Source organism: Streptomyces niger, from assembly GCF_000718305.1.
Lineage (GTDB): Bacteria > Actinomycetota > Actinomycetes > Streptomycetales > Streptomycetaceae > Streptomyces > Streptomyces niger.
Genome location: NZ_JOFQ01000009.1, coordinates 109,560 through 135,483, shown reverse-complemented (window position 1 = coordinate 135,483; position 25,924 = coordinate 109,560). Strand labels below are relative to the sequence as shown.

The following is a 25,924-nucleotide window of genomic DNA, read 5'->3' as shown; positions in this document are numbered from 1 at the left end:
AGGGGGCGTCACGGCCTGATCACCGCCATGCGGGTCACGGTCAGCTCCTCGATGGCGAAGCGCGGGCCCTCGCGGCCGATGCCGGAGTCCTTCACGCCGCCGTACGGGGCGACGTCGCTGCGGTAGCCCGGGACCTCGTTGATGACCACGCCGCCGACGTCGAGCGCGTCGATCGCGGCGAAAGCGGCGCCCAGGTCGCGGGTGAAGACCGCGGCGTGCAGGCCGTACCGCGAGTCGTTGACCAGGTCGTAGGCGGCGTCCAGGTCCGGCACCGTGCGCAGCGCGACGACCGGGCCGAAGATCTCCTCGTCCCAGGCGGGCAGCCCGCCGGGCACCTCGGCGAGCAGTGCGGGGGCGAGGCAGCGCCCCACCCGCTCGCCACCGGCGATCACCCGGGCGCCGGCCGCGCGGGCCTCCTCGATCCAGGACAGCACCCGGTCGGTGGCCGCCTCGTCGATGAGCGCGGCGACCCGGGTCGCCTCCTCGCGCGGGTCGCCGACCACGACATCCGCGAGCCGTTCGGCGATCCGCGCCGCCAGCTCCTTGGCCACCTCCTCGACCGCGATCACCCGCTGCACGGCGATGCAGGCCTGGCCCGAGGCGTAGTAGCCGCCGCGTCCAGGTCGGCGTCGGCGGCCACCACCAGCGCGGCGTTGGAGCCCAGTTCGAGGACGACCTTGCGGGGCGCGGCGTCCCGCGCGATGCGGTGGCCGATCGCGGCGGAGCCGGTGAAGGAGACGGCGGCGACCGCGTCGTGCGTCGTCAGTGTGCGGCCCACCGCCTCGTCCCCGGTGACCAGCTGCACCGCGCCTACGGGCGCGCCGGCCGCGGCCAGCTGCTCGCGGACCAGGTGCACCAGCCAGAGCGTGGCGAGCGGCGTGGCCGGCGCCGGCTTGATCACCACGGGGCAGCCGGCCGCCAGCGCGGGCGCGATCTTGTGGGAGGCCAGCAGCATCGGGTAGTTGAAGCCGGCGATGCCGACCACGATCCCGATGGGGCGGCGGGTCCAGAAGCCCGTCATGCCGTCCCCGGAGGGCAGCAGGTCCAGCGGCACCGTCTCGCCGTGCACATGGACCACCTCGTCGGCCGCCGCCTCCCAGGTCGAGACCGCGCGCTGCACCTCCGTACGGCAGTCCACCCGCGGCTTGCCGGTCTCCAGGACGAGCAGGTCCTCCATCGGGCGCGCGACCTCGGCGAGCGCCGCCGCCACGCCGCCGAGCACCCGCCGCCGTATGCGGGAGGGCAGCCGGCCCACGTCCTTCCGCAGCGCCGCCGCGTGCTCCACGGCCTGCCGCGCCAGCGCCTCGTCCCCTACGGGGGCCCGGGCGATCTCGCTGCCGTCGTACGGGAAGACGACCGGCTCGGTACGCGGCGCCGGCACCCAGCCGTCCCCGATGGGCAGCCCGCCGGGGAAGCGCCCGGTGCTCTCCGTCTGCTCAGCCGTCATCGCCGCGCACCTCCTGAGTGGGGAAGTGACCCTGGGTCAGGAAGTGGCGCGCCGCCTCGGCGTAGACCCGGGTGTACTCGCCGATCTCGCGCACCTCCACGTACTCGTCCTTCTGGTGCGCGATCCACTTGCCGCCGGGCCCGTAGACGACCGTGGGCAGCCCGGCGTCGCGGGTCAGGACCGTGCCGTCGGTGGTGCCGGGCACCGCGCCGAACGGCGGTGGGCTGCCGTGCACCCGTTCGTGCGCCGCCACCAGCCCGGCGACCACCGGGTGGTCCTCGGCGATCTCGATCGCCGGGCGGTCGTCGACGACGGTCAGCGCGACCGTGACGCCGACGCTCGCGGCGGCCTCCTCGGCCTCGTGGCGGATGCGGTCGATCAGCTCGGCGTGGTCGGTGCCCGGGATGGTCCGTACGTCGACGCCGACCAGGCCGTGCGCCGGGATGACGTTGAGCTGGTCGGGGTCGCCGCCGTGCAGCACGGTCGGGGTGACGGTGACCTGCCCGGCGTGCGGGTGCGCGCCGAAACGCACCTCCGCCCAGGTCTGGGCGCGGCCCAACGCCTCGACGATCCTGGCCCCGGCGACGACCGGGTTCTTCCCCTCCTGGGGCATCGCGCCGTGCGCCATCACCCCGGTCAGCTCCAGCCGCAGCCGGATGCCGCCGCGGGCCGAGGTGCACACCTCGTACCCCTCCGGCTCGCAGACGATCACTCCGTCGATCTCCGCGGCCAGCGGCGAGGCGGCGAACGCCTTGGCCCCGAGCATCAGGCCTTCCTCGTCGCAGAGCACGCCGACGACGATCCGGCCGGGGAACGGCCCGGCCTGCTGGAGCGCGCGCACGCCGTAGATCATGGCGGCCACCCCGGACTTCATGTCCGCGGCGCCCCGGCCCCAGAGCTTGCCGTCGTGGATCTCCGCGCCGTACGGGTCGACGCTCCACACCGCCGGGTCGCCCTCGGTGACCACGTCCGTGTGGCCCTCGAACATCAGGGTCGGCCCGGCGCCGCCCTTGCCCTCGATGACGGCGATGACGTTCGGCCGGCCCGGCGCGACCTCCACCACCTCGTGCTGCCAGCCGAATTCGGTGAAGAGCGCCGCCACCAGATCGGCGGCCGGCCGTTCGACGTCGGTGGCGCCGGTGGCGTTGACGGTACGCAGCCGGATCAGGTCCTGGGTGAAGGCGACGGCCGCGTCGGCGTCGATGGCGATGTCGGTCGGTGGGTGGGTCCGGGCGGCATGCATAGCACCTCCAAAACACCTGGCCGGGAGGCCAGTGCACTGGTCAGACCAGTTGATTTCCCGTACTCTGCTCGCACGTTCACGCGCGGGTCAAGAGGCCACCAGCAGCAATCGGTGGCGAAACGGAACGGGGTGCCGATGGCCGCCTACGATGCTCCCTTCACGCCCGTCGAACCGGTACGGGCCTATCAGCGGGTGGCCGAGCAGATCGAGGAGCGCATCCTCCGCGGCGAACTGCCGCCCGGCTCCCGGCTCCCCGCCGAACGCGAGTTGGTCAATCAGTTCGGCGTCGGCCGCTCCACGGTCCGCGAGGCGCTGCGCGTCCTGCAGTCCGCGGGGCTGATCCGCTCCCGGCCCGGCGACCCGCTGGGCGCGGAGGTGCTCGGCGTCTCCGGGGACAATCTCAGCCAGGCGCTCGGCCGGCTCACCCGCTCCCACATATCCAGCCTCGGCGAGCTGATCCAGTTCCGGATGGTCCTGGAGGCCGAGTCCAACCGGCTCGCCGCCCGGCTGCGTACGGAGGACGACCTGAACCGGATGGCGGGGCTGATCGACCGGATGCGGTCGCTCTCCGTCGGGCCGGGCGCCGGCCTGCGGGCGTTCAGCGAGACCGACGCGCTCTTCCACCAGGCCGTCGCGGAAGCCAGCCGCAACGTGCTGCTCGGGCTGTGCGCCCGCGCCGTCCACGACGCCGTCGTGGAGATCATCGAGCGCAAGATCGCCGACGCCGCGGACGCGGCGGCCTGGCGGGAACGCTCCATCGACCACCACGAGCAGGTGCTCGCCGCGATCCGCGCCGGTGACGCCCCGCACGCCGCGCGACTGGCCCGCCAGGCCCTGTACGCCTACTACGCCGACCACGTCGAGCCGGAGACGCGCGCGCTCCTCGAAGCGGCGCTGGAGCAGGGCTAGTTCGGCCGGGCCCGCGCCCGGCGCCGATACCGCCCGCTTCGCCGGGCACGGAGCCGGGCACGGAGCCGGGCTTCGACGGGCACCGAGCCGGTCTTTGACAGGCGCGGCTCCACACCATTAAAGATGGTTAATACACCTTATGAATTCGAGCGAGGAACGTCTTCGATGACCGATGCCATGCGCGCACTGGGCGCCGAGCTGCGCAACTGGGGCCGCTGGGGCGCGGACGACCAGCGCGGCACCACCAACCTGATCACCCCCGAGAAGGTCGTCGCCGCGGCCGGTGCGATCCGTACCGGCAAGGTCTTCGACCTCGGCATCCCGCTGGACGCCGACGGCCCGCAGACCGGCCACTTCCGGTCCAACCCGCGCCGGTTCATGTCCCGCACCGGTCAGGAGCGGGAGCTGCCCGGCGGCGGACGCGGCGCGGACGACTGGGTCGTGATGCCGCTGCAGGCCGGTACGCAGTGGGACGCGCTGTCGCACATGTTCTACGACGACCACCTCTACAACGGCTACCCGGCCGCCGCACACGTCACCGCACTGGGCGCTTCCCGCAACGCGATCCAGCACCAGGCCAAGGGCATCGCCGGCCGGGGCGTGCTGCTCGACATCGCGCGGCTGAAGGGCGTCGACCGCCTCGCCGCCGGTACGGCGATCACCCCGGCCGACCTGGACGCCGCCTGCGCCGAGCAGGGCGTGACGGTGGGCGCGGGAGACGTGCTGCTGGTACGCACCGGCTGGTGGTCGGTGTTCGCCGCGGACGGCGACCGGGAACGGTTCATGGACGCCGAGCCGGGGCTGTCGCTGGAGTGCGCGCGGTGGCTGCACGCACGCGACGTGGCGGCGGTCGCGGCTGACAACTGGGCGCTGGAGGTGCTGCCCGCACAGCAGGAAGGGCTGACGCTCCCGCTGCACCTGGTGCTCCTCCGCGACATGGGAATGACCATCGGCGAGATGTTCGACCTCGACGAGCTCGCCGCGGACTGCGCCGCCGATGGGACGTACGAGTTCTTCTTCACGGCCCCGCCCCTGAAGTTCACGGGTGCCGTCGGCTCCCCGCTGAACCCGCTCGCCATCAAGTAGCGGTCCACGCCCCTACCACCCCAGCAGGCGCCGCACGACGCGAGTTGGGGAGTTGACCCCGGGGTCAATATGATCCGGCGATGATCATAAGAAGGCGACTGGCGGCCGTGGTGTGCGGCCTGCTGGTCAGTTTGACGGGCGGGCTCGCACCGGCGACCGCCGCGGCCGATGGACCGGCCACCGCGGAGACCTCGACGGACTCCCCCAAGGACGCACCCAAGGTCGACCTCGTGCTCGACGTCAGCGGCTCGATGCGGGCCCGCGACATCGACGGGCAGTCCCGGATGTCCGCGGCCAAGCAGGCGTTCAACGAGGTGCTGGACGCGGTACCTCAGGAGGTGCGGCTCGGCATCCGTACGCTCGGTGCCGAGTACCGCGGCGACGACCGCAAGGTGGGCTGCAAGGACACCCGCGCGCTCTACCCCGTCGGCCCGGTGGACCGCACCGAGGCCAAGACCGCGGTCGCCACGCTGACGCCGACCGGCTGGACGCCGATCGGCCCGGCCCTGCTCAAGGCCGCCGACGACCTGGAGGGCGGCGACGGCGCCCGCCGCATCGTGCTCATCAGCGACGGCGAGGACACCTGCCAGCCGCTGGACCCGTGCGAGGTGGCGCGCGAACTCGCCGCCAAGGGCATCCACCTGACCGTCGACACCCTCGGCCTGGTGCCGGACGCCAAGACGCGTACCCAGCTGAGCTGCATCGCCGAGGCCACCGGCGGTACGTACACCTCGGTGCAGCACAAGGACGAGCTGTCGGGCCGGGTCAAGCAGTTGGTGCACCGGACGGTCGAGCCGTCCCTCACTCCCGAACCGGCGAAGGGCACGGACAGCTGCGAGCGCGCCCCGCAGCTGAAGCCCGGCCTCTACACCGACCGCGAGGAGTTCGGCGAGCACCGCTTCTACCGGGTGGACGTGCGCCCCGGCCAGGAGCTGCGCGCCTCCGTGAGCGTCGCGGCCGACCGGGCCGTCAACGACGACTACGGCGTCCAGCTGCGCGCCTCGACGCTCCGCGGCCGGGAGATCGTCCGCGGCGAGGCCACCGGTGACGGCCGTACGGACGTGCTCTCCACCGGTCTGCGCTACCCGAAGGCCGACGACGGCAGCGCGGCGGAGGACGCGGACGGCGAACCGGTCCCCGAGACGGTCTGCCTGCGCGTCAGCAACGCCTTCTCCGCGCCCGCTTCGGTCAAGACCACGCCGGGCCTGCCCGTCGAGCTGTCCGTCGATGTCGTGGACGGGCCGGACGAGGCGTCCGACGCGGCGTTCCTGGGGCTCGGCAACGGCTGGTGGTTCCTGCTCGCCGTCACCCTGATCGGCCTGCTCGCCGGGCTGGTGTGGGGCTGGATCTCGCGCTGGCGCGTCACCGTCTGGAGGACCAACTGATGTCTGCCGCAGCTTCTGTACGGCGGCGTCTGTCCGCCGTTCTGCTCGCCGGCGCGGCGCTCCTCGGGACCGCCGGGGCCGGTCAGCTCGCCCTCGCCCCGTCCGCGGCGGCCGCCCCCGTGGCGGCCGCTGAGGACCCCACCCCGTCGACCGACGCGTCCGCGTCCGCGAGCGCGTCCGCCGACCCCGAGGACGCGCCGCCGCCCACCGAGGCCGGCACCTCCTTCCGTACGGCCACGGTGATCCGGCCGGGCCAGCAGGCCACCGCGCCGGCGTCCACCGGTGACTACCTCTACTGGCAGTTCCCGGCCGACGCGGGCCAGGGTGCCAGGGTGGACGCGACCGTGGACCTCCCCGGCGCCGACGCCCGGCACGGGGACGCCACCTGGCAGCTCGACGTGTACGACGGGCTGCGCCGCCGCCAGCCCTGCCGGTACGGCACGCAGACCCGGACGGCCGCGGCCGACGCCGCGACGGTCGAGCTGTCCTGCACCCTGCGTACGGTGCGCGCCAACGCCGAGCCGTGGTCGAACGACCCGCTGCCCGGCGCGTACTACGTCCGCCTCACCGCCGTGCGCACCGCCTCCGCCGACGCCGGGCTGCCGGTGAAGGCCGCGGTGACCGCCACCACCACGGACGCGGGCAGCGCCCAGGACGTGGACGGCTCGCTGGCGGCGCCGCTGGTCCAGGGGTCGGCGGCGCGGCCCGAGCCGGACGGTGGCTGGTCGTCCGGCTGGTGGTCGGCGCGCTGGCTGTGGACCGCGGCGGGTGCGGTGCTCGCGGCGCTCGCCGGGATCGCGGGGTACGCCGCGACCCGCGGGCGGGGGCGTCCGTCGCAGCTGCCGCCGGCGGTCTGATCGGCCGTGTCCATGGGGGTCGGCCGGGTGGTACGTACACCCGGCCGGCCCCGTTCGCTTTTCCCTGTCCCGACCCTTGTCGATACACGAACGCATCGCATACATTCGCGTATCCAACGACGGAAGGCGGGGCCGGTCATGACATCAGCGGAGGCGGCGGCCCGGCCGCGGCGCGTCACCCGGCGCCGGGCGCAGACCCGGCAGCGGCTCCTCGACGCCGCACTGACGGTCTTCGCCGAGGAGGGCTTCGGCCGGTCCACCGTGGACCGGGTCTGCGAGCGGGCCGGGTACACCCGAGGCGCCTTCTACTCCAACTTCACCTCGCTCGACGAGCTGTTCCTCGCCATGTGGGAGCAGCGCTCGGCGGCCATGCTGGCCGATCTGCGGACCGCTTCGGACCGGCTCGGCACGCTGGAGTCGGTCTCCCCGGACGAGGCGCTGCGCGCCGTGCTGGAGGTCATTCCGGTCGACGACGCGTGGTATCGCGTGACGGCGGAGTTCACGGCCCACGCGCTGCGCAATCCCTCGCTGCGCCGGGTGATGGCCGCCCGCGAGCGGGCCGTCCAGGACACCCTGCTGCCGCTCGTCGAGACAGCGCTCGCCCGGGCCGGACGCCGGGTCACCGACCGTACGGGCCTCGGACACGCCTTGGTCGCCGTGCACGACGGCACCGCGGTGCAGTGCTTGATGGAGCCGGACGACGCGGCCGTACGGCGGCGCCGCGAGGAGTTGTTCCGGCACGTGGTGAACGCCTACAGCATCCAGAGCGAAGGGGCTCGGCATGAGTGAGCGCGAACAGGCCGATGTGATCGTCGTGGGCGCCGGCCTGGCCGGCCTCGTGGCGACGTACGAGCTGGCCAGGGCCGGGCGCAAGGTACTGCTCGTGGACCAGGAGAGCGCGGCCAACCTGGGCGGCCAGGCGTTCTGGTCGCTCGGCGGGCTGTTCCTGGTGGACAGCCCCGAGCAGCGCAGGATGGGCATCAAGGACTCCTACGAGCTGGCGCTGCAGGACTGGCTGGGGTCGGCCGGGTTCGACCGCGAGCGGGAGGACCACTGGCCGCGCCAGTGGGCGCGGGCGTACGTGCAGTTCGCCGCCGGGGAGAAGCGCGCCTACCTGCACGACCTGGGCCTGCGGCTGATGCCGAACGTCGGCTGGGCCGAGCGGGGTTCCGGGCTGGCCTCCGGGCACGGCAACTCGGTACCGCGCTTCCACCTCGCCTGGGGCACGGGGCCCGAGGTCGTCCGGGTCTTCCGCGAGCCGGTGCTGGCGGCGGAGCACCGCGGGCTGGTGACGTTCAAACACCGCCACCAGGTCGACGAGTTGATCGTGGAGAACGGCACGGCGGTCGGCGTCCGGGGCACGGTGCTGGAGCCGTCGAGCGCGGCGCGCGGGGTGAAGTCCTCCCGTAAGGGCACCGGTTCCTTCGAACTGCGCGCCCAGGCCGTGATCGTCACCTCGGGCGGCATCGGCGGCAACGCCGACCTGGTGCGCAAGAACTGGCCGGTGGACCGGCTGGGCCCGGCGCCGGAGCGGATGATCTGCGGCGTGCCCGCGCACGTCGACGGCCGGATGCTGGAGATCACCGAGAGCGCGGGCGGCAACATCGTCAACCGCGACCGCATGTGGCACTACGTCGAGGGCGTCAAGAACTGGGACCCGATCTGGCCCGACCACGCCATCCGCATCATCCCGGGCCCGTCCTCGCTCTGGCTGGACGCCACCGGCAAGCGCCTCCCCCCGCCGCTCTTCCCCGGCTTCGACACCCTGGCGACGCTGCGGCACATCCGGGCCGGCGGCCACGACCACAGCTGGTTCGTTCTCACCCAGTCGATCATCGAGAAGGAGTTCGCGCTCTCCGGCTCCGAGCAGAACCCCGACTTCACGGCCAAGGACCTCAAGATGACGCTGGGCCGGACGAAGAAGGGCCCGACCGGACCCGTCGCCGCGTTCATGGAGCACGGCGCCGACTTCGTCGTCCGCGACAACCTCCGCGACCTGGTGACCGGCATGAACGAGCTGGGCAGCGACCCGCGGCTGGACTACGACCAGGTACGCCGGGAGGTGGTGGCCCGCGACCGCGAGGTGGGCCTGGCGTACTCCAAGGACATGCAGCTGATGGCCGTGCGGAACGCCCGCTCCTACCTGGCCGACAAGATCGTGCGGGTCGCCAAGCCGCACCGGCTGCTCGACCCCGCGCACGGCCCGCTGATCGCGGTACGGCTGAACCTGCTCACCCGCAAGACGCTCGGCGGCCTGGAGACCACGCTCGACGCGCAGGTCGTACGGCCCGACGGCACGCCCTTCCCGGGCCTGTACGCGGCGGGCGAGGTGGCCGGGTTCGGCGGCGGCGGGGTGCACGGCTACAACGCACTGGAGGGCACGTTCCTCGGCGGCTGCATCTTCTCCGGCCGCGCGGCGGGCCGCGCGCTGGCGAAGGAGCTGGCGTGACGAGCGGTGCGCAGCGCGAGACGGTACGGGGAACGGCTCGGCGTACGGCACTGGTCACCGGGGCCTCCTCCGGCATCGGCCGGGCGGTCTGCCAAGCGCTGCTGGCCCGCGGCTACCGCGTGCTCGCCACCAGCCGCACCCCCGAGAAGATCCCCGAGGCCGACCGCCTGCCCGGCGCCGAGTACCTCGCCCTCGACCTCACCGACCCGGCGAGCATCGAGGCGTGCGCGGCAGCGGCGGGCCCGGTGGACGTCCTCGTCAACAACGCGGGCGAGAGCCAGCTCGCGCCCCTCGAAGAGCTCCCCATGGACGCCCTGGAACGCCTCTTCCAGCTCAACGTCTTCGGTGCGGTACGCCTGACCCAGCTGCTACTGCCGGGCATGCGGGCCCGGCGCCGCGGCCGGGTCGTCATGGTCGGCTCCATGCTGGCCAGCTTCCCGCTCGCCTTCCGCTCCTCGTACGTGGCCTCCAAGGCGGCCGTCAAGGCGTTCACGTCGGCCGCCCGGCGCGAACTCTCCCCGTACGGCGTGTGGTTGACGACCGTGGAGCCGGGCTCCATCAACACGGGGATCAGCGACCGCCGGACCCGCTACCTCGCCGACGACTCCCCGTACACCGACGCCTTCCGCACGGTCTCCGCCCACCTGGACCGCAACGAGGCGGCCGGCATCAGTGCGGCCACGGTGGCCGCCACGGTCCTGAAGGCCGTCGAAGCGCCCCGCCCCAAGCCGCTCTATGCGGTCGGCAGCAACGCCCCCCTCGTCTTCGCCCTGCGCCGCCTGCTCTCCCGCCGCATGGCGGAGGGACTGGTCTCCCGCAAGCACGGCCTCAAGTAGCGCACCTTTCGCGCCACGGCGCCGCACTGCCCCGCCCTGCCCTACCGATCACTTCCCGCCAAATGGCCGACTTACGACCGCCGTTGACCGGGCGCGTCTCAGGTACGAACCACCAGCGAGACTTCATGATCCGCTTTGCCTCGGCTCGGCGGATACATCAACAGGGACGACCACCTGGCACACATTCCAGTTTCTTTGGACCAATGCGGCCAGGTGTCGAACATAGTCGTACACAAGCCACCATGACGCCGAAGTCGATATTGGGCCATCGTGTCTCGACCCTGTCGGATCACGGGCCCCTGCCTGTGTAGGTTTCAGCACTGATCGACGGCGCGCTTCTCGTGACAGGCTCATGACACAGGGCCCGTAACTCAGGCGCATGACACAGGCGCACGACATGAGACGACACGCCGCTCATCGGTCAGCTGACACAGGAGGGGAACAAAAGTGAAGAGAGTCAAGATCGTCGCTGCGACGGTCCTCGCCGCGAGCCTCGTGCTCCCCACGACCGGCGCGGTCGCCAAGAGCCTGAAGGGCGGCGGCGTGACCGCGACCACGCCGTGGAACAACGACTCGGGTCGGATCTCGGTCTACGACGGCAGTGACGACGACGACCCGGGCAAGGCGGAGTACTACCGCCACGACAGCGCCGGCACCAAGCGGACGCTGTGGAACAAGAGCGGCTACAAGACGAGGGTCACCTCGGGCGACGGCTCCGCCATCATCAAGTTCCAGGCGTGCGACGAGAACAACGCCTCGGGGGACGACTGCTCCGGCTGGGGCGCTCCCTGATTCTGAGCACTGACGCAGGTCCCGTCCGCCGGGCCGGCCGTTCGTCGGCCGGCCCGGCGGTGCGGTCTTTCGGAACACCTGCACGCCCCGGCACGGACCAGGGTGCGGGCAAAGGGGGATACACACCATGGCGACAGCCGGAGCGACCACCGGCCTGAAGACGACGGGGCTCCGACGACGCCCGACCCCTCACACTCCGCTCAAGCCGCGCGGCAGGCGGGTGTGGTGGCGACTGATCCGTATCGGCTCCGCTGCCGGGCGCGGCGCACCCGGGGACCGGCTGCGTTTCTGGGCCCTGCTCACCGCCGCGACGGCCGTCGCCGTCGTCGCGTTGGGGGTCGCCGCGTCCGTCGCGACCTATGACGGACGCGCGGCACGCGGCCAGGCGCGGGGCCCGGTCCTCTCCGACCACCGGCATGCCGTCGCGTTGTGGCGCGAGGCGTTCGACGCGGTGGGCGGGACGCAGCACAGCGTCGTCTACGTCGAACCGCTCAAATCTGATGCCACGCCCCCGCCGGGACTGACCCGCTGGCCTGCCCCCGGCGAGGCGGTGCTGTCACCGGAGCTCGCCCGCGCGGGCGAGTCCGACCGGATCATGAGCCGGTACGGCCGCTACGCGGGCACGATCGGCAAGGCCGGACTCGTCTCACCGTCCGAGCGCCTTGCGTACGTGCGCCCCGCGCAACCTCCGCACGCCCGCGAGATGGAGCAGTGGCTCGACATTTCGGGGTTCGGCCGGCCCTTCCCGATGGGCGAGAGCCTGCACTCCCGTCCACTCGGCCAACTGCTGCTCGCCCTCGGCGTGTTGACCGGCGTACCGGCCCTGACACTCCTGGTCGTGGCGGCCCGGATCCGCTCACGGGCCCGCGACCGCCGCACCGGCCTGCTGCGAGCGCTCGGCGGGACGTGGCGGCACCGCGCGCTCGTCACCCTCGGCGCGGCAGCCGTGCCTGTCGCGGCCGGCACCGCGCTCGCCGTACTACCACTGCTGCCGGCACTCTGCACGGACCTCAGGCTTCCCCCCACCGGTTATCTCCTGAACAGCGGTGACCTGCGTGCGGCGTGGCCGGTGCTGATCGGTGCCCTCGCGGTGTCCTTCGTGCTCACGCTGGTGGCGGTCGCCCTCCTCCCCCGCGTCGATCCCCACCTCGATCGCGACCTCGAACGCGACCGCGATCGCGACCTCGAACGCGCCGGAAAGCCCACTCGCCCGCGCACCTCTCCCTCCGCCACGCCCCGCCGCCCGCTGATCGGAGGCGCCCTGGGCGTCGCGCTGATCGCCTTCAGCCAGTACCTCATCGGCACCCCCGCCCTCGTCGCCTTCCTCGTGGGCACCGTCGTCATGTGGGCGTTCCTGCCGTCCGTGGCCGCCGTGGCGATCCGCCGACTGGGACACGGCATCGCCGCAGGAGGCTCGCGTGCCGAGCATCCGGGCCGGCTGATCGGAGGGCGCTGGACCGCCGAGCACCCCGGAAGCGTGGTCCGCCTGGCCGTCGCCATGGTCATCGGGCTCGGACTGATCTCTCAGCCGCAGGTCTGGAACAGCCGCCTCGGCGACAAAGCAACCGCCGCACGCGCCACCGAAGCACGCATCGGTGACCGGGTCGTCAGTGTCCACAGCCGTGACATCACGCCGGCGGACATCACCGCCTTCGCCCGCGCCCTCCCGACCGGGTCCCACGTCCTCACCATCGACACGAGCCCCGACCAACCCGGCCCCCTCCTCCAGGGCTCCTGCGACACCCTGCGGACGCTGGGGCTGGCCTGCTCCGCCACCCCACGGCCGGCCGCGAGCCACGACCCCCGCATGATCGAGATCCGTGACTGGTACGGCCAGGAACTGCGCGTCCGCGCCCTGAAGGCCCCGGCCGAGCCGCAGCTCGACAGGCTCTTCGGAGAGCTCCTCGTGGTCGCCGAGTCCCAGGGCCAGAAGGCCGCGGTGGAGCAGGCCGCCTACGCACTCGTCCCCGCCGTGAACGTGGAAACCCCGGGCGAGATCTGGCTGGTGGGCTCGGCCGCCAAGGCCCGCCTCAACAACTGGGTGCAGCTCTTCGGCACTTGCGGCCTGGCCCTTCTCCTGCTGGCCGGCGCCTTCAGCGCGGCAGCGGAGTTCGCCCGGGTCCAGCGCGCCCCGGCCCCCCTCACCGTGCTGACGGCGAGCGGGAGCGTGTACCGATCCGCGGCGCTGTGGCACCTGACCGTCCCGCTGCTGATCACCACGGCCGCCGCCGGTGCCGTCACGGCGTGGCACGCCACGTTCTTCGTCGCGACGTTGCAGGGCGGCAGCGTGCCCTGGGGCGCACTGGCAGCCGCGTTGGGTGGCTGCGCGCTGACCGCGGTGGCGCTCGGCGTCCTGACCGGCCGGGCCGCGGAGCGCGCGACGCGGGCGCGCGGCCTCAAGTGAGGCGGGGCGGGCACGGCACTTCGCACCACACGGTCTTGCTGCACGGGTCGCTGTGCGCGTCCGTCCCCCACCGCTCGGCCAACGCCGCGACCAGTAGTAGTCCGCGGCCCGACTCCCCCGCGGGTGCCGCGCGCCGGACGACGGGCAGCCGCTCGGGACGCGGATCGGTCACCTCGATACGCAACGCGCAACCGTGTCCGGTGACGGCGAGCCGTAGCCGGAAGTCCCGCCCCCGCACCCGGCCGTGCCGGATGGCGTTGGCCGCCAGCTCCGCGACGAGGTGCGCGACCGTGTCCGACACAGGGGTCCCGTAGGGCCAGCCCCACACGTCCAGTTGCGCCACCGCGAGACGGCGGGCGAGACGCGCGCCACGCGGCGTGGCGGAGAGCTGGATACGGAATGTCGAGTGCCCGGTCTGCTCGTTCATGTCACTCAGCGTGGCCAGTTGTGCGTAGGCTGAATACCCAGGTCGGCCGTACGCACGGTCGCTGTCCGGCTGCCGTCCGGGCGTGTACGGGCGGCGCCCCGTGACGCTGCGTACGCCACGGCGTTGGGTACGGGCGGAACGGCCGGAGGGGGCTGACATGGACGTCGGCTGGGAAGCGGACAAGGACGACACGGCGGCGGTGCTGCGGACCGTCGGCAAGGTCATCAAGTCGTGCCGGGAACGGGCGGGCCTCCGCCAGGCGGAACTGGGCGCGGCCATCGGCTACAGCGAGGAGCAGGTCTCCTCGGTGGAACGCGGCCGCCGCGTCCCGAAACCGGAGTTCATGGACGCCGCGGACGAGGCACTGTCCGCGGACGGCCTGATCTCCGGCCTCAAGAAGGACGTGGAGGAAGCGCGGTACCCGAAGAAGGTGCGGGACCTGGCGAAGTTGGAGGCGGAGTCGGTCGAGTTGGGGGCCTACAACAACTCGGTCGTGCACGGGTTGCTGCAGACCGAGGAGTACGCCCGGGCGTTGTTCTCGATGCGGCGCCCACCGCTCAGCGAAGACGAGCTGGAACAGCGGGTCGCGGCACGCATGTCGCGACAGGAGATCGTCGACAGCACGAGGCCCTGCCCCGTCTTCAGCTTCGTGCAGGACGAGGTGACACTGCGCCGACCGGTCGGGGGCAGAATGGCCATGCGGAGGCAGCTCGAACGCATGTTGGAGGTCGGCCGGTTGCGGAACGTGGAGATCCAGGTCATGCCCACCGAACGGGAGGACCACGCCGGGATCGACGGTTCGTTCCGGCTGCTGTCCCTCAAGGACGGCACCACGGTTGGCCACAGCGAAGTGCAGCTCGTCAGCGGCCTGATCTCCGACGCGAAAGAGGTTCGAATCCTTGAGATGCGGTATGGGATCATCCGCGCCCAGGCCCTGCCACCGCAGGAGTCGCTGGCCTTCATCGAGAAACTGCGGGGAGAAGCATGCTGAACTGGTTGAAGAGCAGCTACAGCACGGCCGACGGGCCCGACTGCGTCGAGGTCGCGAACGCCGGGGAAACCGTCCTCATACGTGACTCCAAGGACCCGTCCGGGGTCCCGGTTTCGGTCGGTCCGGAGGCTTGGGGCGCGTTCATCGGGGCGATCACTCGCCCCAACGGTGCGCGGCCAGGAACTCCGTGAGCGCAGCGAACATCGCCTCACCGATGTGAATGGGTCTACTGCAGGCCCAATCCGTTCAGTGGACGGTAAGGTCGCCCCGGAGGGCCGTCAATAGGGTCTGAGGAGAGCTCCGCAGCGGGCTGAGCAGAACCCTTCACCCACGGAGAGTCACGGATGAGCGGTACGGGCGCGGACAGGGACGCGGAGCAGGACGGCACGCGCCGGTCCGCGTCGCGCGACGTCGTCGCCGAGGCGCTGCGGAAGCGGATCGCCCTGGGCGGCTTCGAGCCCGGCGACCGGCTGCCGACCGAGCGCGAGCTGGCCGCGGCGTTCGGCGCGGGGCGCAACACCGTACGGCAGGCCCTGCGGCAGCTGGCCGAGGAAGGCCTGGTCGTGACGACGCTGGGCCGCAACGGCGGCACCCGGGTGGCGCCGGCGGCCCCCGTCGGCGCCGCCGGTACGGGCGCGCAGGCGGCCGTGGCCGCGGACATCCGGGCGACCCTGCGGGACTACATGGAGTACCGGGGGGCCGTCGAGCCGCTCGCGGCCCGGCTCGCGGCGGAGCGCGGTTCCACCCGGGCCCGCCGCGAGCTGGTCAAACTGCTGGACGTCGGGATCGGGAAGGCCGGCGCGGCCGTCGACATCAGCGCGTACCACCGGGTGGACAGCCGGTTCCACCTCGCCGTGGCGGCGGCCGGCGGCAACGAGGTGCTGCACGAGGCGGTGGCGAAGGCCCGCGCCGAGATGTTCGTGGGCGGCAACGCGCTGTGGCTGCACGCCGACTGGCATGTGGTGTACGGCGCGGACGCCGACCTGAGCTGCGTCTTCCGCGACGACCACGAAGGCATCGCGCTCGCCGTGCTCGCCGGCGACGGAGCGACGGCGGAGCAGCGGATGCGGGAGCACCTGGCCGACTCCTACCAGCAGTTCCTGCGCCTGCTCGACCACTTCGAGGGCCGTGGCTGACGGCTGCTGCCGGGATGCGGAGCGCACCAGTACCGCCTTGACCACCGCTCAGGGGCTCACTTACCCTCCGGATTGGGTCCGGAAGGACCCAATTACCGAGCCCCGGGAGGTACCCCCTGCACACCTACGACGAGGACCTCACCCGTCAGGTGATGGAGCACCTCCGCCACCGCCTGTCCCTACCCGAGCCGCCGCTCGGCCGCCCCGGCGACGCCGCCGAGCTGGACGTCGCCCTCAAGGACGCGATAGGCACGGAGCCGCGCCCGGCCGCCGACGTGCTGCGTACGTACGCCGAGAAGATGGAACCGACCGTGGTCTCCTGCGACCACCCGGCCTACCTGGCCTTCATCCCCGGCGCCCCCACCAAGGCCGCCGCCCTCTTCGACATGATCGTCTCCGGCTCTTCGCTGCACGGCATCTCCTGGCTGGAGGCGTCCGGCGCCATCGCCGCCGAGAACCAGGTACTGCGCCTCATCGCGGACCTCGCGGGCCTCCCGGAGAGCGCCGGCGGCTGCTTCGTCAGCGGCGGCTCGGCCGGCAACCTCTCCGGACTCGTCGTCGCCCGCGACACGGGACGGCACCGGCTCGGGCTCACCGGGCACGCCCCCGTCCGCATCGCCGTCAGCGACCAGGTGCACTCCTCCGTCGGCAACACCCTGCGCATCCTCGGCATCGACAGCCTCGTCGTACCGACCGAGGACCACCGGCTCACCGGCGCGGCCGTGCGCACGGCCCTGGACGCCGCCGAGCACGACGGCGGCGGGCCAGTCGTCGCCGTGGTCGCCACCGCCGGCACCACCAACGCGGGCATCATCGACGACCTGGCCGGCGTCGCCGCACAGGCCCGCGCCCGCGGCCTGTGGTTCCACGTCGACGCCGCGTACGGAGGCGGCGGCCTCTTCGTACCCGAAGTGCGCGCCCGGATGGCCGGCATCGAACACGCCGACTCGCTCGTCGTCGATCCGCACAAGTGGATGTTCGCGCCGTTCGACTGCGGGGCGCTGCTGTACCGGGACCCGCGGCCGGCCAAGGCCGTCCACACCCAGGACGCCTCGTACCTCGACGCCATCCACGGTGACGGTGCGGGCGCCGACGACCTGGAATGGAACCCGAGCGACTACGCGTACCACCTCACCCGGCGCCCGCGCGGCCTGCCGCTGTGGTTCTCGCTCGCCGTGCACGGCACGGACGCGTACCGGGACGCCGTCGCCCACGGCCTGCGCATCGCCCGGTACGCCGCTCGCGCCGTCGAGCGCACCGACGGCCTGGAGCTCCTCCGGGAGCCCGAGCTGTCCGTCATCCTGATACGCCGCGCCGGCTGGCAGCCGCGCGACTACCACGCCTGGTGCAAGCGGCTGCTCGCCGCCGGCACGGCGTTCGTCACTCCGACCGTGTGGGAGGGCGAGACCGTCGCGCGCATCGCCTTCCTGCACCCCGGCATCACCGAGGAGGTCGTCGACCGCGTCCTCGGCTCACTGCTAGCCAAAAAGTGACGCTCCGTCAGCACGCCGCTGGTGCACCGCCAGTCACCGCCACGCCAGCGGTCGCGTCACCGCCATGCCGGCGGTCGCGTCACCGCCACGCCCCCCGATGCCCCAGGCTCGTGGACAGGTCGCGGGCGCCCTTGGTGGCCAGCTCGGCGAGTTCGGTCTCGCTGGAGTCGGTCCAGCGGATCATCGGGACGGAGATGGAGAGCGCGGCGACGACCCGGCCGGTGCTGTCGCGGACCGGGGCCGCGACGCAGGACACGTCCGGGTTGGACTCGCGGTGCTCGGTGGCGGTGCCGCGGTCCCGGATCGCGGCGAGTTCGGCGCGCAGGGCCGTCTGGTCGGTGATGCTGCCGGGCGTCAGGGCGACCAGCTCGCGGTCCTCGATGCGGGCGTCCAGCTCCGCTTCGGGGAGCGAGGCGAGGAGCATCTTGCCGACCGCGGTGCAGTGTGCGGGCAGCCGGCGGCCCGCCGCCGAGACCATGCGGACGGCGTGCGTGGAGTCGACCTTCGCGATGTAGATGACGTCGGCACCCTCCAGGATGGCGACGTGCACCGTCTCGTCGCAGGTGGCGGCCACCTCGCGGGCGACCCGCTGCCCCTCGGCCGCGAGGTCGAGCTGTTCGGCGTACCGGCTGCCGAGCTGGTACGCGCGGACCCCGAGGCGGTAGCGACCCGGCTGGTCGGGTACGGGGACCAGGTAGGAGCGGGCCGCCAGGGTGGTGAGCAGCTCGTGCACGGTGGTGCGCGGCAGCTGGAGCTTGCGGACCACGTCGGGGGCCGACTGCGGGCCGTCCGCCTCCAGGAACAGTTCGAGTATGTCCAGTGCCCGGGTCACCGCAGGAACCAGTCGCCCCATGCCGTTCACCCACCCTCCGCCGCGCCGATTGTGTTCGTCATTCCGGTCAACGGCCGGAATGACGAACACAGGGTAGGGCGATGAGGGTTCGGCTGTCGACGGCCGGGACAGCACTGCCGCCGGCCGTCGACCGTCGGCCTCAGCGGGGCGTCAGCCCCGCCAGCCCCGCCGGGAGCGGCTGCGTGTGGACCACGCCCAGCCGCTGGGTGGCGCGGGTGAGGGCGACGTAGAGGTCGCTCACGCCGAACTCGGCCGGCTCCGCCACCAGCACCGTGTCGAACTCCAGGCCCTTGGCCTGCCGCGGGTCCAGGAGGACGACCGGGCTGGTCAGGTCGGGGGCCGGGCCGGCGGACGCGGCGGGGAGCGCGGCCAGCAGGGCTTCGTGGTGCTGCTGCTGGGCGATGACCGCGAGCCGGCCCTCGGTGCCAGCCTCCCGGGCGACCGCCTCGGCGACCGCGCGCGGCAGGTCGTCGGTGCGCTCGGACCAGGGCGGTACGCCGGTGGAGCGGACCGAGCGCGGCGGTTCGAAGGCCTCGGCCTGCGGGGTGCCGGCGTACGCGGCCCGGAGCGCCGCCGCCGCGACCTCCATGATCTCGGCGGGGGTGCGGTAGTTGACGCCGAGGCGCACGTGCTCCCAGCGGTCGCCGACGTACGGCGTGAGGATGGACTCCCACGTACCGCAGCTGCCGGGCTCGGCGGTCTGCGCCGGGTCGCCGACCAGCGTCATCGAGCGGGTCGGGCAGCGGCGCATCAGCAGCCGCCACATCATCGCGGACAGCTCCTGCGCCTCGTCGACGATGATGTGGCCGAAGGCCCAGGTGCGGTCGGCGGCGGCACGCTCGGCCGCGGTCCGGTGGTCGGCCTCCTCCTGCCGGTCGGCGAGCAGCTCGGCGTCGATGAGGTCCTGGACGCCCAGTACCTCCGAATCCTCGTCGTCCTTGCCCTCGAACTCGTGCGTGCGCGAGGCGTACGCGAGGTCGATCACGCCCTGCGCGTAGGCGATGCGCTCCTGGCGCTCGGCCTCGGCGGCGGCCTGCGCGGCCGAGTCGTCGTCGCCGAGCAGCTCGGCGGCCTCGTCCAGGAGGGGGATGTCGGCGGGGGTCCACTCGCCACCCTCGCGCCGGATCGCCGCCGCGTCGGCCTCAGGGAGGTGCACGGGGTCGGCGAGGAAGTCGGCGACCAGTTCCTGCGGGGTGAGGACGGGCCAGAGGTCGGCGATGGCGGCGTGCACCTCGGGGCTGGCCGCGATGGCCTTGCCGAGCTGGGCGATGTCGTCGGGGCCGAGGAAGTTCGGGCCGCCGTAGGGGTCGGCGCCGAGCCGGTCGGCGAGCTGGGCGGTCAGCGCGTCGATGATCCGGAAGGCGAAGTGCGGGCGGGCGAGGTTGTGCGGCAGCTTGGTCTCGCGCGCCTGATGGCGGGCCTCCAGGACGATGTCCGGGTCGAGGAGGAGGTCGCCGTCCTCGTGCGGGACGACGGTGCCGGGCTCGGGGAGCCGCTGGCGGTCGCGGACGTACGCGGCCAGCGCGTCGGCCATCGCGGCGCCGCCCTTGACCGCGGCGGCCTCGGGCGTGTCGGTGCCGGTCGCGGTGATGCCGGGGAAGAGTTCGCCGGGCGAGGCGAGCAGCACGCCGGTCTCGCCGAGCGCGGGCAGCACCTCGCCGATGTAGCCGAGGAACGCCGGGTTGGGGCCGACGATGAGGACGGCGCGCCGGGCGAGCACCTCGCGGTGCGCGTAGAGCAGGTACGCGGCGCGGTGCAGGGCGACGACGGTCTTGCCGGTGCCGGGGCCGCCCTCGACGACCATGACGCCGCGGTGCGGGGCGCGGATGATGCGGTCCTGCTCGGCCTGGATGGTCTGCACGATGTCGTGCATCCGGCCGGTGCGGGCCGCGTCCAGGGCAGCGAGCAGTACGGTGTCGGCGTCGGTGCCCTCGTGGCCGGTGCGCACCGTGTCGGCGAGGTCCATGAGCTCGTCGTGCAGGGCGGTGACGCGGCGGCCTTCGGTGGAGATGTGGCGCCGGCGGCGCAGCCCCATCGGGGTGTGCCCGGTGGCGAGGTAGAAGGGGCGCGCGACGTCGGCGCGCCAGTCGATGACCAGCGGCGTGTGTGCGGCGTCGTCGCGCCGGATGCCGATCCGGCCGATGTGGTGGTCGGCGCCGTCGCGGAAGGAGAGCCGGCCGAAGCAGAGGCCGTGCTCGCCCGCGTCCAGGGCGGCGAGCACCCCGGCCTGCTCGGCGACGGTCACGTCCCGCTCCAGCCGGGCCTGCATCGTGCCGGCGTCGGCGACCGCCAGGGCGCCCTGGACCGCGGCGCCCGCGCCGGCCCGCAGCTCGCCGAGGCGCTCGTAGAGCATGTCGATGAATTCCTGCTCGCGGCGCATCTCCTCGTCGGCGGCCCGGTCCGGCCCCACGCCCGATTCCTCGCCCGGCACCTGGATTGACAATTCGACTCCCGCCTGGTTAAGATGACTCCAGTTAGCTTCGCCCTGCCTGAATTTCTTCTCGGCATGCGAATCTCCCAATATACGCGGAAGTCCACCCCGGCCGCCAATGCGACCGGGGTTCGTTGTTTTTCCGGGGCGTCAGGGGGCTCGCGGCGCCTCCGGCGGGCTCAGTCGACCAGGTCGGCGGCCGCCAGGATGCGGGTGAGATCGGTCCGCGAACGCACCTTGAGCTTGCGGTAGACGCGGGTGAGATGCGCCTCGACCGTCTTGCGGGAGACGAAGAGCGAAGCGGCCGCCTCGGTGTTGTTCAGGCCCCGCGCCACGGCCCGGGACACCTGGAACTCCTGCGGAGTGAGCAACTCCAGCGCCCCGCGCCCGGCCGGCCTGCCCCGCGGCGCGCCACCGGCCGCCGCCAGTTCGCCCGCCGCCCGGCGCGCCCAGGGCACCGCGCCCAGCGACTCGAAGGTGGCCAGCGCCGAGGTCAGCGGGGAGCGGGCGACGGCCGGCCGGCGCAGCCGCCGGCACATCTCGGCCCAGCACAGCAGCGTACGGGCGCGCTCGAACGGCGCGTTGGTCCGCTGGTGCGCCTTGAGCGCCGTGCCGAAGTGCGACTCGGCCCCCTCCCACGACTCCGCGAGCAACCCCCGGCAGCGCGCCGCGGCCGCCTCCACCGATGCGAGCCCGGTGTCCCGGGCCCGGTCCGCCAGCCAGTCGGTGACCTCGGCGGCCCGCGCGGCGCGCCCGGCCCGCATGTGGGCCTCGACGAGATCGGCGGCGAACGGGACCACCTCGGGGTTCCCCACGCCCTGCGCCACCGCGTGCGCAAAGCTCTCTTCGAGCTGGTCGGCGGCCATCTCGTGGTCGCCGTGCGCCAGCGCCGACAGGCCCACCGCCGCGGTCAGGTACAGCTCCATGCAGCCGATGCCGCACGCGCCGACCTCCCGCCGGGCGCGCACCACCTGCTCCTCGCAGTGCGCCCGGTCCCCGCGCAGCGCGTCCAGCCGCGCGAGGCAGTACAGCGCGTATCCGACGCTGGTGAGCTGTCCCAGTTCCGCCGCCCAGCGCAGCGCCTCCATCGCGTCCCCGTACGCGGGCGTCCATCGGCCGACCCTGGTCTCCAGCTCGCTGCGGATGGTGAGGGTGAAGGGCAGCACGCCGGGCGCGCTGTGCCGCCGGGCCGAGTCGATCGCGGTGTTCAACAGGCGCCGGCTGCGGGCCGGTTCCTCGGCGCGGCTCCAGGCCTGCCCCGCCAGCGCGTACAGCTGCTGGTTGCGCACCCGGTCGCCGGTGCCGTGGCCGTCGGCCGCGTCCAGCATCGCCGCGCCCCGCTCCACCTGTCCGGCCAGGACCAGCGCGGCGCCCAGCATCGTCAGGCTGAGCCACCGTTCGGGCCCGGTCTCCGAGGCCAGCCCGAGGGAGACCTCGGCGATCCGTACCGCGTCCATGACGTGGCCGTCCATGCGGGCGGGCACCACCGCGTCGGCGTACAGGATGCAGGCCCGCGCCGGGTCGGTGGGGCGGATCGCGTCGGCGGCCTCGACCAGCAGGCCGTACGCACGGGCCGGATCGCCGTTCCAGGTGTACATCCGGCCGAGCAGCAGCTCGATGTCGGCCCGTACGGCCGGGTCGGTGGTGATCCGCAGCGCCTCCTCGCACCACTGGGGTCCGGACGGGGAGCCCCCGATGAAGGCGTCCCCCGCGGCTCGCCGCAGCCGCTCGGCGCGGGTGGCGCGCTCCGGGGTCAGCGCCGCGGCACGCCGCCAGGCCAGCGCCGATTCCTCGAACGCGCTGCGCCGCCGGGCCTCCTGCGCGGCCTCGGCCAGGGCGGCCGCGGCCGTCTCGTCGGGGCCGGGGCTCGCGGCCGCCCGGTACCAGGCACGCAACGGCCCGGTGGTCACCTCGGCGAGCGCCTGGAAGGCGGCCAGCCGGTGGGCCAGCGGTGCCCGTGCGAGCACCAGCGGGCGCAGGATGGGGTGCCGGAAGTCCAGGCCACCGGCGGTCGCCACGACCAGGCCGTGCTCCTCGGCCGGGGACAGGTCCGCCAAGGCCAGGCCGTCGGCGGTCAGCGCGTCGCTCAGGGTGTCCGACGCGGTGGACCGGCTGGCGGCGAGCACGACCAGGGCCTTGCGTGACGCGACCGGGAGGCCGTCCATCCGCGCCGCCCAGGCCCGCTCCAGGTGGCGCCCGAACGAGGGCGGATCGGCGAGCGGCGACTCACCCCGGGCCTGACGTGGCGTCAGGCCGCCGGCGAGTTCCAGCAGTGCCAGCGGATTGCCGTCACTGATGGCCACCAGCTCGTCCAGCACGGCCGGCACCATGTGCAGCCCGGCGTCGCGCACCAGCGCGGCGCAGTCGGTGGCGGCCAGCCCGGTGAGCTCCACTGCGGGCACGCTGCGGACGGTCGACTCGCCGTGGTCCTCCCGCGAGGTGGCGGCGAGCGCGACGCGGGTACAGGTCAGCCGTCGGGCGATGAAGAGCAGGGTGCGCTGCGAGGAGGGGTCCGCCCAGTGCAGGTCGTCGACGAGGACCACGACCGGACGCTCCTCCCCCATCGCGACCAGCACGTTCAGCGCTCCCATGCAGGCCGCGTAGGGGTTGTCCAGGGGCTCGCCGGACAGTGCCAGACAGGCCTCCAGCGCCGCCCGCTGCACCCCCGGGAGGTCCCTGAAACGCGCCGAAAACGGCACCAGCAGGTCGGCCAGTGTGGCGAACGGCAGGACGGTCTCCGTTTCGATGCCGCGGGCGTGCAGGACGTACGGGGCAGGGCGGCCGTGGCCTGCCGCGCCGTCGCCGCCCATCGCCCGGGCGCGCTCCGCCGCGTAGTCGAGCAGCGCCGTCTTGCCAATGCCCGGTTCGCCCCAGAGCAGCAGGGCGGCGCCGCCGTCCGCGCCCGCGAGGAGCAGGTCGTCGATCAGCCGGCGCTCGCGGCCCCGCCCCACCAGCCCACGGGAACTCCCGTACGCCACGCGTCGATCGGTCTGTTGCGGAGGTCCCCCACTCATGTCCGCCCCCTGGACGTCCCCACGCACCGTGGCCGGGGCGCCGCGGCGCCCGGCTCCGTGCCGCTGCCCTCATGATGCTCCTCCCGGCGTTGCCGTCGAAAGCCGCGAGATACGGGGGAGTTCCCGGAAGCGCCCCGCCGCGACACACCGCTTCACTGGGGTCTCGCGCAGGCGGCAGGGCGAAGGGGGATCATCCGATGCCGGAGTCGCACGGGGCCGGACCACGGCTCGACTCGGTCGAGATCAAGATGACGTTCTCCGCCGCGCAGGCGGCAGCGGCCGCCGAGGCGTTGGCGCCGGGTGATGGGGGAATCCGGCGCCACGTCCACTTCTGCGAGGCGCCGCCGCGGGGGCGCGGGCCGGGGACGCCGGCGCTGCTGGACGGCGGCGTGATCCTGCGGTTGCGCGCGGACGCCGGGCACGGCCGCGGCGACGGGGACGCCACCGTGAAGCTCCGCCCCTGCCGGCGGGCCCGGCTCAGCCGGCGGTGGCTGCGCTTCCGGGAGGAGGACGGGGACACCCTGCGCCTGGAGGAGGACTGGTCCGCCGGGAACGCCGGGCACGCCGAGAACAGGGTGCTCGCCGCCTCGTTGACGTCCGACTGCGGCCGGCCGGCCGTCGATGCCGTCACCTCGGGCGCCAACCCGCTGCGTACGGTGTTCTCCCGGCGGCAGCGGGCGTTCCTCGCCGAGTGCGCGGACGTGCGGGTCGACTTCCGGACGCTGCGTGTCCTCGGTCCCGTCCGTGCGGTGCGCTGGCACGGCGTACGCCTGAACCACCACGAACTGACCCTGGAGCGCTGGTCGTTCGCCGCCTCCGCTGCCGAATCGGCCGGTCCGGGCCCGGGGGAGGAACCGCTGGACTGGCTGGAGATCTCCGAGCGGGTCGCCCCGGACGGGGCCGAGGTGGTCCAGGCCTCGCTGCAGGCCCTCGTGCGGGGCCTCGGCCTGGAGCCCGACCTCAAGCAGGAGACGAAGACCCGCCGGGTCCTGGAAACGCTGCTGCGCGCGCGGCCTGCCACCTGAGGCGCGCGAGACCGCTCCGGAGGGAAACATGCCGACCTCTGTGAAAATCATCCTCCTGGGCTTCGGCGGACTCATGGTCCTGGCCGCCCTCCTGGGCAGCGGATTCGCCATCCGTGAGATCTCGTTCCCGCGGATCAGTCCCGTCATCCGGACGACGACCGTCCTGCTGGGCGCGGGCCTGATGGTCACGAGCATCGTGCTGCTGACCGCGGAGAAACCCACCCCGCCCAAGCCCCCGCCCCCCGCGGCCGGCAGCTCGCCGCCCGTGACGTCCCCGCCGGGTTCCACCCCGGCGACACCGCACACCACACGCCCGGCCGGGCCGCCGGAGACGGAGGACACCGACGTCGCCGAGCTGAAGAGCCATGTGCCGGCCGACCTGCGAAGCACCTGCGAGTCCGGCGGTGAGAGCACCCCGCCCGGGGTCAGCGCGTACGTGTCCTGCACGCCGTCGGGCGGCGCCCCGATAGGCGTCGTCTACATGCAGTTCTCGGACACGGGGACGATGAAGCAGGCCTACGAGGACAACGTCGCCACGCACTCCTTCGCCAGTGACACCTGCGAATCGGCGGACAGCCTCAACGGCGAGATGGCCTACGAGTCGGGGCGCCTGGAGTGCTACCTGGCGACCGGCAAGGTCTATCTCGCCTGGACCGACGAGGAGCTGGACATCCTCAGCATGGCCTCCACCAGCCCCGAGTACTACGGCGACCTCTTCGACTGGTGGCACACGTCCGCCGGCCCCGTCGCGAGCTCGGCCACCTGAATCCGGCCCGACGCAAGGAGCGTACGTCCGTGAACATCGTCGAGCTGCCGCTGGAGAACGGCGGGACCGTCGCGGTCGAGTGGACCGGCGGGCCGCCGGCGGACATGGTGACGCGCGGGATGTCGGTGCAGGCGGCCGCCGAGCGTGCGGAGCAGACCTTCGAGGCCTCGCTCGGCACGGTGCGCACCGTGGCGGAGACCGTGCTCGCCCAGCTCGACGGGCTCCGCGCCCGCCCGGAGACCGTCACCGTCGAGTTCGGTGTGGCGCTGGCCGCCCGGGTCGGCGCCGTGGTCACCGCCGGCGCCGACGCGCACCTCCAGGTCTGCCTGACCTGGCAGGCCGGATCGCAGCCCGCGGCGACCGACGCGGGCACCCGGTGA

General features: G+C 73.3%; 21 protein-coding genes and 1 pseudogene. 16 read left to right on the top strand and 6 right to left on the bottom strand.

Annotated elements, in window-relative coordinates; genetic code table 11:
- Positions 1–8: 8 nt before the first annotated feature.
- Together IF20_RS19870 and IF20_RS19865 are read right to left on the bottom strand one after the other, a co-directional pair.
- Positions 9–1,447: pseudogene (locus IF20_RS19870) on the bottom strand (aldehyde dehydrogenase family protein).
- Positions 1,437–2,690, bottom strand: a complete 1,254-nt coding sequence (locus IF20_RS19865) for a M20 family metallopeptidase (protein WP_052866584.1) — start codon at positions 2,688–2,690, stop codon at positions 1,437–1,439. Before IF20_RS19865 ends, IF20_RS19870 begins: the two are co-directional and overlap by 11 nt.
- A gap of 135 nt (positions 2,691–2,825) precedes the next feature.
- On the opposite strand from IF20_RS19865, the gene IF20_RS19860 reads away from it, so the two are divergent.
- The 9 genes from IF20_RS19860 to IF20_RS19820 all read left to right on the top strand — a co-directional run bounded on the left by IF20_RS19860 (position 2,826) and on the right by IF20_RS19820 (position 13,408).
- Positions 2,826–3,599 (top strand): FadR/GntR family transcriptional regulator, encoded by a 774-nt coding sequence (locus tag IF20_RS19860; RefSeq protein WP_052866583.1) that lies wholly within the window; start codon positions 2,826–2,828, stop codon positions 3,597–3,599.
- Positions 3,600–3,764: 165 nt separating this feature from the next.
- The gene (locus tag IF20_RS19855; protein ID WP_052866582.1) at positions 3,765–4,685 is read left to right on the top strand and encodes a cyclase family protein; all 921 of its coding nucleotides are present in this window, start codon (positions 3,765–3,767) and stop codon (positions 4,683–4,685) included.
- A gap of 80 nt (positions 4,686–4,765) precedes the next feature.
- Positions 4,766–6,070, top strand: coding sequence for a VWA domain-containing protein (locus IF20_RS19850; protein ID WP_052866581.1), 1,305 nt, complete (start codon positions 4,766–4,768; stop codon positions 6,068–6,070).
- On the top strand, positions 6,070–6,927 hold the full coding sequence (locus tag IF20_RS19845) for a hypothetical protein (protein WP_052866580.1): 858 nt from the start codon (positions 6,070–6,072) through the stop codon (positions 6,925–6,927). The genes IF20_RS19850 and IF20_RS19845 overlap by 1 nt, the downstream gene beginning before the upstream one ends.
- A gap of 138 nt (positions 6,928–7,065) precedes the next feature.
- Positions 7,066–7,716 carry a TetR/AcrR family transcriptional regulator gene (locus IF20_RS19840; RefSeq protein ID WP_052866579.1) on the top strand — a complete coding sequence of 217 codons (651 nt, stop codon included), beginning with the start codon at positions 7,066–7,068 and terminating at the stop codon, positions 7,714–7,716.
- Entirely contained in the window at positions 7,709–9,376 is a 1,668-nt protein-coding gene (locus IF20_RS19835; protein ID WP_052866578.1) for an FAD-binding dehydrogenase, read from the top strand. Before IF20_RS19840 ends, IF20_RS19835 begins: the two co-directional genes overlap by 8 nt.
- Positions 9,373–10,212 (top strand): SDR family oxidoreductase, encoded by an 840-nt coding sequence (locus IF20_RS19830; RefSeq protein WP_052866577.1) that lies wholly within the window; start codon positions 9,373–9,375, stop codon positions 10,210–10,212. Before IF20_RS19835 ends, IF20_RS19830 begins: the two co-directional genes overlap by 4 nt.
- A gap of 447 nt (positions 10,213–10,659) precedes the next feature.
- Positions 10,660–11,004 carry a hypothetical protein gene (locus IF20_RS19825; protein WP_234426740.1) on the top strand — a complete coding sequence of 115 codons (345 nt, stop codon included), beginning with the start codon at positions 10,660–10,662 and terminating at the stop codon, positions 11,002–11,004.
- A gap of 127 nt (positions 11,005–11,131) precedes the next feature.
- Positions 11,132–13,408 carry a permease gene (locus tag IF20_RS19820; protein ID WP_199896670.1) on the top strand — a complete coding sequence of 759 codons (2,277 nt, stop codon included), beginning with the start codon at positions 11,132–11,134 and terminating at the stop codon, positions 13,406–13,408.
- On the opposite strand, the gene IF20_RS19815 is transcribed toward IF20_RS19820, so the two are convergent.
- The gene (locus IF20_RS19815; RefSeq protein WP_052866576.1) at positions 13,401–13,835 is read right to left on the bottom strand and encodes an ATP-binding protein; all 435 of its coding nucleotides are present in this window, start codon (positions 13,833–13,835) and stop codon (positions 13,401–13,403) included. The genes IF20_RS19820 and IF20_RS19815 overlap by 8 nt on opposite strands.
- A 157-nt stretch (positions 13,836–13,992) precedes the next feature.
- Here IF20_RS19815 and IF20_RS19810 point away from each other — a divergent pair, with 157 nt between their 5' ends.
- The 4 genes from IF20_RS19810 to IF20_RS19800 all read left to right on the top strand — a co-directional run bounded on the left by IF20_RS19810 (position 13,993) and on the right by IF20_RS19800 (position 17,455).
- On the top strand, positions 13,993–14,826 hold the full coding sequence (locus IF20_RS19810) for a helix-turn-helix domain-containing protein (RefSeq protein ID WP_052866575.1): 834 nt from the start codon (positions 13,993–13,995) through the stop codon (positions 14,824–14,826).
- Positions 14,820–15,017 (top strand): DUF397 domain-containing protein, encoded by a 198-nt coding sequence (locus IF20_RS37975; RefSeq protein ID WP_110944349.1) that lies wholly within the window; start codon positions 14,820–14,822, stop codon positions 15,015–15,017. Before IF20_RS19810 ends, IF20_RS37975 begins: the two co-directional genes overlap by 7 nt.
- 153 nt (positions 15,018–15,170) lie before the next feature.
- On the top strand, positions 15,171–15,962 hold the full coding sequence (locus tag IF20_RS40560; RefSeq protein ID WP_052866574.1) for a FadR/GntR family transcriptional regulator: 792 nt from the start codon (positions 15,171–15,173) through the stop codon (positions 15,960–15,962).
- Positions 15,963–16,114: 152 nt separating this feature from the next.
- The gene (locus IF20_RS19800) at positions 16,115–17,455 is read left to right on the top strand and encodes a pyridoxal phosphate-dependent decarboxylase family protein (protein WP_052866573.1); all 1,341 of its coding nucleotides are present in this window, start codon (positions 16,115–16,117) and stop codon (positions 17,453–17,455) included.
- Between the two features lie 79 nt (positions 17,456–17,534).
- Here the strand turns inward: IF20_RS19800 and IF20_RS19795 are convergent, their stop codons facing one another.
- The 3 genes from IF20_RS19795 to IF20_RS19785 form a co-directional block, all read right to left on the bottom strand.
- A complete protein-coding gene (locus IF20_RS19795) occupies positions 17,535–18,308 on the bottom strand; it encodes an IclR family transcriptional regulator (RefSeq protein ID WP_052866572.1) in 774 nt (257 codons plus the stop codon).
- Positions 18,309–18,447: 139 nt separating this feature from the next.
- Positions 18,448–20,688 (bottom strand): HelD family protein, encoded by a 2,241-nt coding sequence (locus tag IF20_RS19790; RefSeq protein WP_052866655.1) that lies wholly within the window; start codon positions 20,686–20,688, stop codon positions 18,448–18,450.
- A gap of 230 nt (positions 20,689–20,918) precedes the next feature.
- Positions 20,919–23,717, bottom strand: coding sequence for a helix-turn-helix transcriptional regulator (locus tag IF20_RS19785; protein ID WP_234426739.1), 2,799 nt, complete (start codon positions 23,715–23,717; stop codon positions 20,919–20,921).
- A 233-nt stretch (positions 23,718–23,950) separates the two neighbouring features.
- On the opposite strand from IF20_RS19785, the gene IF20_RS19780 reads away from it, so the two are divergent.
- The 3 genes from IF20_RS19780 to IF20_RS19770 are packed head-to-tail and all read left to right on the top strand — an operon-like array spanning position 23,951 to position 25,924.
- Positions 23,951–24,778, top strand: a complete 828-nt coding sequence (locus IF20_RS19780) for a hypothetical protein (protein ID WP_052866570.1) — start codon at positions 23,951–23,953, stop codon at positions 24,776–24,778.
- A gap of 28 nt (positions 24,779–24,806) precedes the next feature.
- Positions 24,807–25,544 carry a hypothetical protein gene (locus tag IF20_RS19775; protein WP_199896669.1) on the top strand — a complete coding sequence of 246 codons (738 nt, stop codon included), beginning with the start codon at positions 24,807–24,809 and terminating at the stop codon, positions 25,542–25,544.
- Positions 25,545–25,573: 29 nt separating this feature from the next.
- Positions 25,574–25,924, top strand: coding sequence for a CU044_2847 family protein (locus IF20_RS19770; RefSeq protein WP_052866568.1), 351 nt, complete (start codon positions 25,574–25,576; stop codon positions 25,922–25,924).